The sequence below is a fragment of the Mesorhizobium sp. M1273 genome, assembly GCF_040318195.1.
Taxonomy (GTDB): Bacteria; Pseudomonadota; Alphaproteobacteria; order Rhizobiales; family Rhizobiaceae; genus Mesorhizobium.
Genome location: NZ_JAMYLV010000001.1, coordinates 282092 through 295009, shown reverse-complemented (window position 1 = coordinate 295009; position 12918 = coordinate 282092). Strand labels below are relative to the sequence as shown.

Here is a 12918-nt window from a genome sequence, read left to right as displayed (position 1 = left end):
GCCGGCGCGGCGTTGATTGCTGGTCGTGAGGCAGGATAGGGCCGCCGGCGAACCGGTGAGAGTGACAAGTGTGACAGGATTCTGCCCGACAAGCCGCGGCGGTCGCAGCGAAGCTCATCGATCCGCGGATCAGCAAACGTGTCCGGTGCTGTCCCGACCGCAAGCATTGGCCGCTATCCCGGAGCTGGAACAAAAAAAGCCCGCTGCCGGGAGGAGGTGGCAGCGGGCTCGATTTCGAATACGGCACGGGAGGAGGTGTGCCGCACTCAGCGTCGGCATCGCATCTGGGAGGAGTAGATGGCCGACACCTGCGAAACTATCGATTGCCCAATGATTCGGCAACCACAAAAGTTGCATAGGTGATGTGCAGATTTGCGGTATCAACCGAATTTTAACCATCGAGGCCCGAGCGACCATCGCCTCGCGCGACATCACTGCACCGGGACATTTTCCTTGAAGATCAGGCGCGGCTCGATAAATTTTCGCGTCAGATAGGGCGCCGACGAGGCGATCGAGCCGAGCAGGCGAATGACCGACTGTTCGGCAATCAGCCGCGCATTCTGGTCGATGACGACGTCGAGCAGATCGTCGACGAGATAGCCGCGCGTCTCGCGCGTCAGATCATGGCAGATGAACACCGGCTTCGTCTGCGGCCTGACTTCGAGCAATGCTTTTGCCACGCCCGAGCGCCCGGCGCCGATACAGTAGATGCCGAGCAGCTCCGGCTCGCTGTGCAGCGCCTTCATGGTCGCGGTATAACTGGCCTCCGGCTCATCGTTGATCTCAACGGCGCTTGTGACCGTCAGATTGGGGAACTCCTCGCCGAGCACGGAACGAAAGCCCATCTCGCGTTCCTCATGGCCGCGGTAGGAGCGTGAGCCGACGACCATCGCCAGATGGCCCTGGCGGCCGCCGAGGAACCGTCCCATCAGCAGCGCCGCGGTGCGGCCGGCCACCCGGTTGTCGATGCCGACATAGGCCGAGCGGGGCGCACCCGGAACATCGGACACCAGCGTGACCAGGCGGATGCCGGCCTCGACGATCTCGCGCAAGATGTTGCGCGTTCTCGGATGATCGATGGCGATGACGCCGACGCCGTTCGCCTTGAGCGAGAGGTTTTCGACGGCCGCCTGCAAGGCGCTCGGCGAGATGCCGGCGAGCTTGTGGATGCGGCAGGAGGCGACCAGCGGCAGGCGCGCCGCATAATCCTCGATGTGCCTGGCCAGATCGGCCATGAAGGCATTGCTGCCGATCGGCAGGAAGAATTCGAGATGCGCCGGCCGCGATGGCAACGCGACCTGGTCGACGACCGGCAGATAGCCGAGCTGCTTGGCCGCCTCCATCACGCGCTGCCGGTTGGCGGCACTGGCCCCCGGCCGGTTGTTGAGCACGCGGTCGACCGTCGCGGTCGACAGGCCGCAGCTCCTGGCAATATCCGAAACGGTGGCTTTCATGTCGCAACCATGTGGCGATGCGATCCAGTGCCTCGACGATCAGCCCGACCCCCGGCTGCTCAGCCGGGCCGTTGCGTGCCCTCGACCAGCGCGTCATGGATCTCCTTGTCCGACATGCCGGTGATGACACGTTCGACTTCGGCGACGCTGGTCTTCTTCGGGTCAATATCGTCGGCGACCACCTTACCGCGGCGCATGACGACGATGCGGTCGACCACCTGGAAGACATGATGGATGTTGTGGGCGATGAAGATGCAGGAATGGCCGGAATCGCGGGCGCTGCGCACGAAGCTCAGCACGCCTTGCGTTTCGGCGACGCCGAGATTGTTGGTCGGCTCGTCGAGGATGATGAGGTCGCTGTCGAAATGCATGGCGCGCGCAATCGCCACCGCCTGCCGCTCGCCACCGGAGAGCGAGCCGATCGGCGTCGTCGGCGGGATGTTCTTCGAGATGCCGACCTGCTTGAGCAGGTCGCGGGCAACCACGTTCATTGCCTCCTGGTCCATCCGATTGAGGAAGCGCGGCGGCTTGATCGGCTCGCGCCCGAGAAACAGGTTGCGGGCGATCGACAGCTGCGTCACCAGCGCCGAGTCCTGGTAGATCGTCTCGATGCCATGCGCGATGGCGTCGCTGGTAGTGCGCAAATTCACCTTCTTGCCGCGGATGAAGATATCGCCGCTGGTCAGCGGGACCGCGCCCGACAGCACTTTGATCAGCGTCGACTTGCCGGCGCCGTTGTCGCCGAGCAGGCCGACGATCTCCCTTTCGTTGACATGGAAATTGGCATCAACCAGCGCCTGCACGCGGCCATAGGACTTGCGGATATTTTCCATGCGGACAAGCGGTTCGGCCATGGTTCAAGTCCCTGCCTGATGCCGGCGTTCCAGCCATGAATGGAGCGCCATCATGCCGAGGATGATGGCGCCGATGAAAATATTATAGGCAAGGCCCGGCACACCGATCAGCACGATGCCGTTGCGCATCACGCGCAGGATCAGGATACCGAGCACCGTGCCGATGATTGTGCCGCGCCCGCCTGTCAGCGCCGTGCCGCCGATCACCACCATGGCGATGACTTCGAGCTCGTAGCCGGTGCCGCTGTTGGGGTTGGCCGCCGAGGTGCGCAGCGAGGAGATGACCCCGGCAAGCGAGGCCAGGATCGACGACAGGATGAACAGGCCGATCTTGACACCGCTGACATTGACGCCGCGCGCCCTTGCAGCACTCGGGTTGCCGCCGGCTGCCTGGATCCAGTTGCCTGTCCGGCTCTGCGTCAGCACGTAACCGAGCGCGATTGCGGCGGCGATGAACCAGAACAGCGACATGTAGATACGGAACGGCCCGATGAAGAAATCGCCGACCAGCGCTTCCGCCAGCCAGCTGCCCTCGGCGCTCCAGGTCCGCTGCGGAAACCCGTTGGTGACGAACAAAGCGGTGCCGCGCACCACCAGCAGCATGCCCAGCGTCACCAGGAAGGACGGGATCTTGAGCTGCGTCACGAACCAGCCATTGACCAGTCCAATGAACGCAGCGACCACCAGCGCAATGACGAAAGCAGCTTCCAGCGAGGCGACGCCGCTGTTGAACAACGTCCACATCAGGACCGGCGAGAAGCCGAACACCGAGCCGACCGAGAGATCGAATTCGCCTGATGTCATCAACAGCGTCATCGCCAGCGCGATCAGCCCGAGCTCGACCGTGAAGGCCAGCGTGTTCGAGATGTTTTGCGGCGACAGGAAGTCGTGGTTGATGCCCCAGAACACGGCGATCTCGATGACGAGCAGCACGAACGGCCCGAACTCGGGCCGCGCGATCGAGCGTTGGATAAGAGAACGATTTTCCACCTTGGACCCGCGATAGGATTGGATTTGGCCGCGACCGCAACCGGCTTCGGCGGAATGATGAGACAGTCACGGCCGCCGAAGCGGCCGTGACCAACTCGATCGCGGATTTATTTGCCGGACAGGATCTTGTCGTAGACTGCCGCGGTGTCCTTCTCGTAGAGCGCGCCGGTGATCACGTCGAAGCCGGGCGGAATACCGCTCGCCGCCATGTTGGCGAGCGAGAGCGCGACGTAGCTGGTCGCCTGCGGATCCTGCCACTGCGCGGCATTGACGTAGCCGTTCAGCACTTCCTGGGTGGTGTCGAGCGAGTTGCCCCAGCCGACGACCGGGATTTCGCCCGGCTTGACGCCGACCTGGTCGAACACCCGCTTGATCGAACCGGTGACAAGGTCGCCGAGGCCGATAACCGCCTTGACCTTGGCCCTGTTGGCAGTGAGGTAATCGACCATGCGGTTGATCACTTCGGCCTGGTCGAGCGTCGCTTCGGTGATTTCGTAGGTGATGCCGAGCGGCTCGAACACGCTCTTGATGCCTTCCTCTTCCTGGACGCCATAGGTGGCGCCGGGAATCTCGACCGGCATCCAGACGAAGTCGCCCTTCTTCACAAGGCCCTTGTCGACCAGATACTGCGCCCAATGTTTGCCGAAGGTGACGTTGTCGCCGCCGACATAGGCGTTGAAGTCCGCCTTCGGGTCGGGCGTGTTGAAGTTGATGATCGGGATGTTCGCCGCCCGCGCTTCCTTGGCGATCTCGACAAGGCTGCCCGGATCAGGGCTGGTCGTGGTGATGCCGTCGGCCTTGGCGGAAATCGCGGCGCGAACAGCCTCCTGCTGCGACGCCACGTCGCCATTGTGGAACGACGTATTGACGGTGTTGCCGGTGTCCGCCGCCCATTGCTTGGCGCCGGCAAGGAAGTAGGTCCAGACCGGATCGGCCGGGCCGCCATGCGAAATCCAGTAGAACGTCTTGGCCTGTGCCGCGGCCGGAATGGCCAGCGCCACCACCAAGCCAAGTACAAGCAGTCTTAGCCTCGTCAGCATTTGATTTCCTCCCATTTGAACCGAACTCCTCCTCCGACGACGATCGCGGCCAAAAACCGTGCGCGGCCAAAGCCGTGATCGCATTTACCAGCGTCGACCTGGGCGCATTAGAGCATTCCCTTTTTTGATCGATGGCAAGCCTCGATTGCCAATGGACGTTGGCGCAAGGCACCGCGCCATCAGCAATCCCATCAGATTGCATCAGTTTGGCTGGTATTTTCCAGGCGGCCGACGATCGGCCTTGCGACCGTCATGCAATCCCGCGCGGCGGCGCGCCGAGCACGTGTTGCTCTAGGTCGATAAGCGTCCCGGTCATCAGCCCGGAGGCGTCGCTGAGCAGGAACAGCGTTAGCTGGGCGACTTCGTCCATGGTCAGCAATCGACCAAGCGGCAGGCCGGCGGCGGCAATCTTTGCCCAGTTTTCGCCCTTGCCCAGCGTGCGCGCCTGCATCTCTTGTTCGGCCGGCGTCGCTACCCAGCCCATGTTGATGCCGTTGACGCGGATGCGATCGGAAAGATGCGCGTTGGCAATGTTTCTGGTCAGCGTCGAAAGCGCGCCCTTGGTTGCGGAATAGATGGCAAGGTCCGGCGCACCGCAATGCGCATTCACCGACAGTATGTTGACGATGGCCCCCGCCGCCCGCCGTGTCTTCATGTCGGCTACGGCCGCCTGCATGAGGAAGAACGGCGCGCGCGCATTGACGGAAAATAACCTGTCCCAGTCGTCGATTGTGCCAGTTTCCAGCGAGGCCCGGTCGGTGAGGGCCGCGGCGTTCACCAGACAATCGATGCGGCCGAGTCTTTTGATCGCTTCCGCCATGACAGCTGCAGGCGCGGCCGGATCTGCAAGATCGGCCTGGATGAAGACGACGGGCCGGCTTGGTCGTGAAAGCTCTTCGGCGATGCGTCTGCCACGCTCGGCATTGCGGCCGACAATGGCGATCCCTTCGCCGCCGTCGGCTGAGGCCAGCCGGGCGATGGTCTCGCCAAGCCCTTGCGTTCCGCCGGTAACGACAAGGGTCTTGCCCTCAAGAGCGACGATCAATGGACTCTCCCGAATGCCGACGAGCAGGTAATTTCCAATCAGAGAATTCTAGAAACTATCGGATGTTAGGCTGCGGGACTAGATGAGGTCGGCCCTGGCGAGGTCGCGCATCAGGTGGCTGGCGCCGTAGGTCCAGTGCGGACAGTCGGGCGACAGCCGCACGCGGTTGACCAAGGCGCCGAATTTCTCCGACGAGATGGTGACGATGTCGCCGACCTTGTGGGTAAAGCCCTTGCCTGTTTCGCCCCGATCCTTCGACGGCACGAACATGGTGCCGAGATAAAGTGCCAGCCCGTCGGGGTATTGATGATGCGGCCCCATGGCGGCGGCGACCAACTCTTCCGGCGAGCGGCTGATCTCGGCCATCGAACTGGCGCCCTCCAGCGAGAACCCATCCTCGCCCTCGACCTTCAGGCGTACGATCGCCTGCTTCACGTCGCCAATGGAAAACGTCTCATCGAACAGCCGGATAAAGGGGCCAAGTGCTGCCGAAGCGTTGTTGTCCTTGGCTTTGCCGAGCAGCAGCGCCGAGCGCCCCTCGACGTCGCGCAGATTGACGTCGTTGCCGATCGTCGCCCCGACAATCCTGCCGCTGCTGGCGGCAATCATGGCGATCTCCGGCTCCGGATTGTTCCATGTCGAAACCGGATGCAGGCCGACATCGGCGCCGAAGCCGACCGAGGCCATCGGCTGGCACTTGGTGAAGATCTCGGCATCGGGGCCGATGCCGACTTCCAGATATTGCGACCAGGCGCCGCGCGCAATCAGCTTGGCCTTGATCTCCATCGCTTCCGGCGAGCCGGGCTTGAGCTTCGACAGATCGTGGCCGATCAGCCCGGCGATGTCGGCGCGAATGGCGTCGGCCTTTTCCGCCGAACCGCGCGCCTGCTCCTCGATCACCCGTTCGAGCAGGCTGACGACAAAGGTGACGCCAGACGCTTTGATCGCCTGCAGGTCGACGGGGGACAGCAGGTACGGTTTCCCCGGATCGCGCGCTGTCTCGAAACTGCTGGCGGCAATGGCATCGAGCGGGCCGATCGGCCGCCCCTTGGCCGAGCGGACGTGCCCCGCCGGATCCGGCAATTCGCAAACGTCGCGCACGGTCGGCGCCACATTTGACGTGATATCGAAGACCGTGCCGTCACGCACCGTGACCACCAGCGGATGGGAAGCATCGCTCGCCCTGGCGCGGCCCACGAAGAGGCCTTCGGCGGGCACATGTGTGGCGTTCGTCATGGCTTACATTTCCTGTTGTCTTGTCCTTCGGCCGCGGCACTTTCAACAAATTCCCGCCAAAGGTCTATCCCGCCTGCAGGACGAGCTTTGTCAATTCTTTCAAGCGGTCTTCGCATCGCCGGACCTTGATTGAGCCTGACGTGCGCCAACGGCGACGGAAAACGCTCTTTCAAAATAATGAAACCGTCGCTAGGGTTTTCACCTACTGAAATCTCCAGGTGACGCTTGCCCGTACGGTTTTCCGATCCAATCTGGCAGAAGCCGCGGACAGCCACCGCGTTCCAGTCGCTTTTTCCCGCCGGCCAATGCGTCGATGTCGTTATCGTCGGCGGCGGTATCATGGGGCTGTCGACAGCCTTGCACGCTGCCCGGCTCGGCCTTGCCGTCCAGGTGCTGGAGGCCGGCGAAATTGGCAATGGCGCATCCGGCCTGAACGGCGGTCAGGTCATTCCCGGCCTGAAATACGATCCGGACTGGCTGCTGGAGCATTTTGGTCTCGAACGCGGCGAAGCGCTCGTCAACTTTGCCGCCTCGACCGCTGACACCGTCTTCGAATTGATCCGCGACGAAAGACTGGCGGTGCCGTTCGTCCGCAATGGCTGGATCCAGGCCGCGCATACCGAGACCGCGCTGAAAGCGGCGGCAAGCCGGGATCGGCAGTGGCGGGCGCGCGGCGCCGATGTCCGGCTGCTGAGCGCGACGGAGATCGCGACGATGACCGGCGCGCAAGGCTATCTCGGCGGCTGGCTCGATCGCCGCGCCGGTGTCATCGATCCGCTCGCCTACACGTCGGAACTGGCGCGCGTCGCTGTAGCGGCGGGCGTGAAAATCGCCGAACGCCAGAACGTGATGCAGATCAGCCAGAATGCCGGCATTTGGCACGTTTCTACGGAAAGCGGCGCCGAACTCAAGGCCAAGGCGATTGTCCTGGCGACCAACGCCTATACCGGCGGCCTGCTTCCCGGCCTCGCCGAGACGATCGTCCCGCTGCATTCCTTCCAGATCGCGACAGCACCGCTATCGTCCAATCTCGCGGCGGCTATCCTGCCGGAAGGGCAGGCAGTGTCGGATTCGCGCCGCATCCTCGTCTATTACCGCAAGAGTGCCGATGGCCGGCTGGTGCTCGGCGGACGCGGCCGCATGGCCTTGCCGAACGGCCCGGCCGACTGGGCGCATCTGGAGCGCGCGCTGCTGCGGCTTTATCCGGCGCTGTCAGACATTGCCATTGAAAAGCGGTGGTTCGGCCGAGTGGCAATGACGCCGGACCATCTTCCGCATATCCACGAGCCAGAGAAGGGTCTGCTGGCGGTGGTTGGCTGCCAGGGCCGCGGCATCGGCCTGATGACCGCGCTTGGCGAGCGCATCGCCTCCTATTTGTCGAGCGGCGACACCAGGCAATTGCCGTTCCCGGTCTCGCCGATCCGACCGATCCCGTTTCACGCCTTTCGGCAGGTCGGCGTCGCCGCGACCATCGCCTGGTACCGGATGCTGGACGCGTTCGAACGCTGACGTTCATGCCCAAGCATGAAACAGCTTGACAATTTCATAAATATGAAAAAAGCTTAATCGATTTCAAATTTCGATGGACAGCCGATGTCGACCATCGTCGTAACGCAGTCGTTGCCGGAAACCCGGTCTTCGCCGGCCTTCCGCTTCGCCATGCTGCTGCCCGGCGGGCTGGTCACCTTCTTGCTGATCCTTTTCGCCCTTGGCCTGGTGTTCTTTCTCGCCTTTCGCGGCAATGACGGCTCGCTGCTGGGGGCTGGTTTCACCCTTGCGAATTTCGTCACTGTGGCCACCGATCCGCTGTACTGGACGGTGACGCTGCGCTCGCTGGGTATCGCCGGCCTGGTGACGCTGGCAACCGTCGTCACCGCCTATCCCGTTGCCTACTATCTGGCTTTCCATGCCGGGCGGCGGCGCGGGCTGCTGTTGTTCCTGCTGACCCTGCCGTTCTGGACCAGCTATCTCCTGCGCGTCTTCGCCTGGAAGATCGTGCTTGCCTATAATGGCGTGCTGAACTCGGCGCTGATCGAAAGCGGCATCTGGTCGGAGCCGACATTGGCCTTCCTTAATACGCCGGCAGCGGTCGTCGTCACGCTCGCCCACGCTTATGCGCCGTTCGCCATCCTGCCCATCTATGTGGCGCTGGACACCATCCCGAAGTCGTTGCTCGAGGCCGCTTCCGATCTCGGCGCAAAACCATTCACCAGCTTCCGCCGCATCGTGCTGCCCAATTCGATGCCGGGCGTGCTGGCGGCCGCTCTCGTCGTCTTCGTGCCGACCGTCGGCGATTATGTGACGCCGGCGCTGGTCGGCGGCCCTGCCAGTACAATGATCGGCACACTGATCCAGGCCGAGTTCGGCAAGGCCAATGACTGGCCGTTCGGCGCCGCACTCGCCGTCGCCGTCATGCTGGTCATTCTCGCCGTGGTGCTGGTGGTGCGCTTCGCCGACCGGCGATACGGCAGCCGCACATGAACACGGCGCGTATCGATGCAAGGCAGGGCGGCGGCTGGCTGGGTGTCTATGTCCTTGCCTATCTGGTGTTCCTGTATCTGCCGATATTGCTGATCCCGCTGTTTTCCTTCAACAATTCGATCCAGGCGGCATTTCCGCTGCAAGGCTTCACACTTGAGTGGTACGGCACACTTTACGGCAATTCGGCGCTGTCCGGTGCGCTTGCCACCAGCCTCGTCATCGGCGCCATTGCCGCCAGCGGCGCAACACTCTGCGGCATCACCGTGTCCTATATGGACCTCTACGGTCGCTCGCCGCTGGCCGCCACGATCAGTGCCATTGCGCGGCTGCCGATCCTGATCCCCGGCGTCATCGTCGGCATCTCGCTGTTGATCCTGGTCAATCTCGCCGGTTTCGGGCCGTCGCGCATTGCCATTGTGCTCGGCCACGTATTGGTGGCGCTGCCGACGACGGTGGTGGTCATGCGCAGCCGCTTCGCCGCCATCCCGAAGACCATCCGCGAGGCAGCGCTCGACCTCGGCGCCTCGGACTGGACGACCTTCAGACGGGTGATGCTGCCGCTCAGCCTGCCCGCCATTATTTCGGCGTTCATGCTGGCCTTCCTGACCTCGTTCGACGAGTTTATCGTCGCCTTCTTCCTTGCCGGCACCGAGCCGACGCTGCCGCTTTATATCTGGAGCCAGCTGCGCTTCCCGAAATCGCTGCCGACCGTCATGGCGCTCGGCACGGCGATCCTGGCCGTGTCGTTCGTCATCGCCGCACTCGCCGAAATCCTGCGCCATCGCGGGCTTGCCGCCACCCGGCGGCCAGCGCCCGCCAGCCTGTCAAAACCAGAAGAAACCGAAAGAGGAGAACTGCAATGGCATTCGACTTGAAATCGATAACGGCAAAGACAGCGAAAACCGGACTGGCTGCCTTCGCGCTGGCGCTTGCATCGACTGCCGCCTTTGCCGGCGACAAGCTGCAATATTTCACCTGGTCGGGCTATGAACTGCCCGACTTCAACAAGAGCTTCCTCGCCGCGCACCCCGATGGTGTCGAAGCCTCGATGTTCGGCGACGACGATGACGCCTTCACCAAGGTCAAGGCCGGCTTCCGCCCCGATGTCGCGCACCCTTGCTATGACAAGGTGGCGCGCTGGAACAAGGAAGGCCTGCTGCAGCCGATCGACACCAAGCGCATCAAGAACTGGGATTCGATCTTCCCGGTCTTCAAGAACCTGCCCGACCTGCAGGCCGGCGACGGCAAGGTCTGGATGGTGCCGTGGGACTGGGGCAATACCTCGATCCTCTACCGCACCGATCTGGTGAAGAACCCGGAAGCCAGTTGGAACCTGCTCTGGGACAAGCAATATGCCGGGCGCATGGCGACCATCGATGCCGTCCACGACACACCGGTGGTGGCGGCCCTTCTGGCCGGCGTCAATCCATTCGACATGACACCGGAACAGATGAACAAGGTGGCGGAGAAACTGCGCGAGCAGCGCCCGCTGCTCTCGAACTACACCACTGACATGACCTCGGTCGAACAGGCACTGGCGAGCGGCCAGCTGGTCGCGGCCATGACCTGGAACGCCTCGGCCACCTCGCTGAAGAAGCAGGGCGTGCCTGTAGAGTTCATGAAGCCGAAGGAAGGCATGCTGACCTGGGCTTGCGGCTTCGTCATGCTCAAGGACGCCAAGAACGTCGATCTTGCTTATGACTTCATCAACAGCCGGCTGGAAACGGATTCCGGAAAGTATCTGATCCAGGCCTACGGCTATGGCAGCTCGACCAGCTCGGCTTTCGCCGCTGTGCCGAAGGAGGAGTTGGAGAAACTGCAGCTGCCTTCCGATCCCGAGGTGATGCTGAAGACCACGATCTTCACCGGGCCGATGAAGCAGAATGACGAACTCGCCAAGATGTTCGAGAAGGTCAAGGCAGGCGGCTGAGTTCGCTCTTCCTTCTCCCCTTGCGGGAGAAGGTGTCGCCGAAGGCGACGGATGAGGGGTGTTCCAGATGGCACCGACAGCACTCCGGCCAACACCCCTCATCCGTCTCGGCGCCTCGCGCCGATCCACCTTCTCCCACAAGGGGAGAAGGGAAACCTAACCAAACAAGGACGAACGAATGGACATGCTGGACGAAGCGGCTGAGAAGCCGAAGGACGACGCCGACGTCAGGGTCGGCCGGCGCGTGCGAGCGCTCAGGCTGGAGCGCAATCTCTCGCTGGCCGAACTTGCCGCCAAGGCCGGTGTCTCGATAGGTGCGCTAAGCCAGATCGAGCGCGGCATGTCGTCATTGCGGGTCCGCGTGATCTGGCCGCTTGCCGCCGCCCTCGATATAGAGCCGTCAGCGCTGATCGCTGACGGCAAGGATGTCGGCAACGATCTTTATTGTGTGCGCGCCAACAGCCGGCGTCAGATCCCGGTCAAATCGGAAGGCATCGCCAAGGCGCTGCTGTCGCCGCCGGCCGCCACGCTGACCGGCATGCTGGTGACCGTTGACGCCGGTGGCGGCACCGCCGAAGCTTACGCCCATGCCGGCCATGAATTCGGCTTCGTCCTGTCGGGCGAGGTCGAGCTGGTGGTCGATTCGACCAGATACGGGCTGAAGGCCGGCGACAGCTTCGCCTTCAAGAGCACGTTGCTGCATGCCTTCCGCAATCCGGGCAGCGAGCGCTGCCAGATTCTGTGGGTCAACACCACCAAACCGTCCGAGGTTCGCGATGGCGCCTGATCCGCTCGTCCGGCTGGACAAGGTCTCCAAGATTTTCCCCGGCGGCATCATCGGGCTCGACGCCGTCGATCTCGATATTTCGCGCGGCGAGTTCCTGACCCTGCTCGGACCGTCCGGCTGCGGCAAGACCACCAGCCTGCGGGTCATCGCCGGCTTCGAGAGCCCGTCGAACGGCAGGGTCCTGCTCGAAGGCCGCGACATCACAGCGCTCAGGCCCTTCGGCCGTCCCGTCAATACCGTGTTCCAGGACTACGCGCTGTTCCCACACATGAACGTTGCCGAAAATGTCGGCTTCGGCCTGTCGCTGCGCAAGCTCTCCGGTGCCGAACAGGCAAAGCGCGTCGGCGCAGCGCTCGACATGGTCGGCCTTGCCGAGAAGCTCGGCGCCCGCGTGTCCGAATTGTCGGGTGGCCAGCGCCAGCGCGTCGCGCTTGCCCGCGCCATCGTCTGCGAGCCGCGTGTGCTGCTGCTCGACGAGCCGCTGTCGGCGCTCGACGCGCATCTGCGCGAGCAGATGCAGGTCGAACTGAAGCGGCTGCAGTCGCGGCTTGGCACCACTTTCGTCATGGTCACGCACGACCAGACCGAGGCGCTGTCGATCTCAGACCGCATCGTCGTCATGAACAAGGGCCGCATCGAGCAGATTGCGCCGCCGGCGACCCTTTACGATCGACCCGCCACCAAATTCGTCGCCAGCTTCATCGGCACCATGAACCTTCTGCAGTCGCGCTTTGTCGGCCGTGACGGCGAGCGCTTGCGGTTCATCGCCGGCGCTCTGCCGCTGGAAGCGATTTCGGATAAAGGCGAGCTGCCAGGCGAGGGCACGGTGCGCACCATCGGCGTGCGTCCGGAGGACCTTTTGGCGACGACCGAGGCGGCGGCCGGTACTGCACCGGTGCGGGTGAACAGCATCGTCTTTCACGGCCGCACCTTGCGCCTTCATGCAGAGTTGGGGCAGGGGACACAGGTGGTGATCGACGCGCCGCGCCGGACAGAGGGTTTTCAATTCAGCGTCGGCGACGTGGCGCATATCAGCCTGCGCCGTGGTGCCAACTGCCCTATGCTGCCTAGCTAGTCTCACTCATTTCCAGAAAACCGGAG

The 12918-nt window shown here is 63.2% G+C and carries 13 protein-coding genes; 6 read left to right on the top strand and 7 right to left on the bottom strand.

The window, feature by feature from the left end; genetic code table 11:
- Positions 1-431: 431 nt before the first annotated feature.
- The 7 genes from NKH30_RS01385 to NKH30_RS01355 form a co-directional block, all read right to left on the bottom strand.
- Entirely contained in the window at positions 432-1454 is a 1023-nt protein-coding gene (locus NKH30_RS01385; protein WP_352473391.1) for a LacI family DNA-binding transcriptional regulator, read from the bottom strand.
- A 59-nt stretch (positions 1455-1513) separates the two neighbouring features.
- A complete protein-coding gene (locus NKH30_RS01380) occupies positions 1514-2308 on the bottom strand; it encodes an ATP-binding cassette domain-containing protein (protein ID WP_352473390.1) in 795 nt (264 codons plus the stop codon).
- Between the two features lie 3 nt (positions 2309-2311).
- Positions 2312-3298, bottom strand: coding sequence for an ABC transporter permease (locus NKH30_RS01375; protein WP_352473389.1), 987 nt, complete (start codon positions 3296-3298; stop codon positions 2312-2314).
- Positions 3299-3405: 107 nt separating this feature from the next.
- Positions 3406-4338, bottom strand: a complete 933-nt coding sequence (locus tag NKH30_RS01370; RefSeq protein WP_352473388.1) for a substrate-binding domain-containing protein — start codon at positions 4336-4338, stop codon at positions 3406-3408.
- Positions 4339-4588: 250 nt separating this feature from the next.
- Positions 4589-5383 carry an SDR family oxidoreductase gene (locus tag NKH30_RS01365; RefSeq protein WP_352473387.1) on the bottom strand — a complete coding sequence of 265 codons (795 nt, stop codon included), beginning with the start codon at positions 5381-5383 and terminating at the stop codon, positions 4589-4591.
- A 78-nt stretch (positions 5384-5461) separates the two neighbouring features.
- The gene (locus NKH30_RS01360) at positions 5462-6619 is read right to left on the bottom strand and encodes a fumarylacetoacetate hydrolase family protein (RefSeq protein WP_352993886.1); all 1158 of its coding nucleotides are present in this window, start codon (positions 6617-6619) and stop codon (positions 5462-5464) included.
- Positions 6616-6960: a hypothetical protein gene (locus NKH30_RS01355; protein ID WP_352993883.1), complete on the bottom strand. Its 345-nt coding sequence runs from the start codon at positions 6958-6960 to the stop codon at positions 6616-6618. Before NKH30_RS01355 ends, NKH30_RS01360 begins: the two co-directional genes overlap by 4 nt.
- Here NKH30_RS01355 and NKH30_RS01350 point away from each other — a divergent pair.
- The 6 genes from NKH30_RS01350 (at position 6845) to NKH30_RS01325 (ending at position 12892) form a co-directional block, all read left to right on the top strand.
- Positions 6845-8128 carry an NAD(P)/FAD-dependent oxidoreductase gene (locus NKH30_RS01350; protein WP_352473384.1) on the top strand — a complete coding sequence of 428 codons (1284 nt, stop codon included), beginning with the start codon at positions 6845-6847 and terminating at the stop codon, positions 8126-8128. The two genes, NKH30_RS01355 and NKH30_RS01350, sit on opposite strands and share 116 nt — an antisense overlap.
- An 84-nt stretch (positions 8129-8212) precedes the next feature.
- On the top strand, positions 8213-9100 hold the full coding sequence (locus NKH30_RS01345) for an ABC transporter permease (RefSeq protein ID WP_352473383.1): 888 nt from the start codon (positions 8213-8215) through the stop codon (positions 9098-9100).
- Positions 9097-9975, top strand: coding sequence for an ABC transporter permease (locus tag NKH30_RS01340; protein WP_352473382.1), 879 nt, complete (start codon positions 9097-9099; stop codon positions 9973-9975). The genes NKH30_RS01345 and NKH30_RS01340 overlap by 4 nt, the downstream gene beginning before the upstream one ends.
- Entirely contained in the window at positions 9960-11030 is a 1071-nt protein-coding gene (locus NKH30_RS01335; protein WP_352473381.1) for an ABC transporter substrate-binding protein, read from the top strand. The genes NKH30_RS01340 and NKH30_RS01335 overlap by 16 nt, the downstream gene beginning before the upstream one ends.
- Before the next feature lie 178 nt (positions 11031-11208).
- A complete protein-coding gene (locus NKH30_RS01330) occupies positions 11209-11817 on the top strand; it encodes a cupin domain-containing protein (protein WP_352473380.1) in 609 nt (202 codons plus the stop codon).
- Positions 11807-12892: an ABC transporter ATP-binding protein gene (locus NKH30_RS01325; protein ID WP_352473379.1), complete on the top strand. Its 1086-nt coding sequence runs from the start codon at positions 11807-11809 to the stop codon at positions 12890-12892. The genes NKH30_RS01330 and NKH30_RS01325 overlap by 11 nt, the downstream gene beginning before the upstream one ends.
- The last annotated feature ends 26 nt before the right edge of the window (positions 12893-12918 follow it).

Bases quoted from the DNA above. Each gene is read 5' to 3' on its own strand.
- NKH30_RS01385 (WP_352473391.1), bottom strand. From the start codon at position 1,454: ATGAAAGCCACCGTTTCGGATATTGCCAGGAGCTGCGGCCTGTCGACC.
- NKH30_RS01380 (WP_352473390.1), bottom strand. From the start codon at position 2,308: ATGGCCGAACCGCTTGTCCGCATGGAAAATATCCGCAAGTCCTATGGC.
- NKH30_RS01370 (WP_352473388.1), bottom strand. From the start codon at position 4,338: ATGCTGACGAGGCTAAGACTGCTTGTACTTGGCTTGGTGGTGGCGCTG.
- NKH30_RS01360 (WP_352993886.1), bottom strand. From the start codon at position 6,619: ATGACGAACGCCACACATGTGCCCGCCGAAGGCCTCTTCGTGGGCCGC.
- NKH30_RS01355 (WP_352993883.1), bottom strand. From the start codon at position 6,960: ATGATACCGCCGCCGACGATAACGACATCGACGCATTGGCCGGCGGGA.
- NKH30_RS01345 (WP_352473383.1), top strand. From the start codon at position 8,213: ATGTCGACCATCGTCGTAACGCAGTCGTTGCCGGAAACCCGGTCTTCG.
- NKH30_RS01340 (WP_352473382.1), top strand. From the start codon at position 9,097: ATGAACACGGCGCGTATCGATGCAAGGCAGGGCGGCGGCTGGCTGGGT.
- NKH30_RS01335 (WP_352473381.1), top strand. From the start codon at position 9,960: ATGGCATTCGACTTGAAATCGATAACGGCAAAGACAGCGAAAACCGGA.
- NKH30_RS01330 (WP_352473380.1), top strand. From the start codon at position 11,209: ATGGACATGCTGGACGAAGCGGCTGAGAAGCCGAAGGACGACGCCGAC.
- NKH30_RS01325 (WP_352473379.1), top strand. From the start codon at position 11,807: ATGGCGCCTGATCCGCTCGTCCGGCTGGACAAGGTCTCCAAGATTTTC.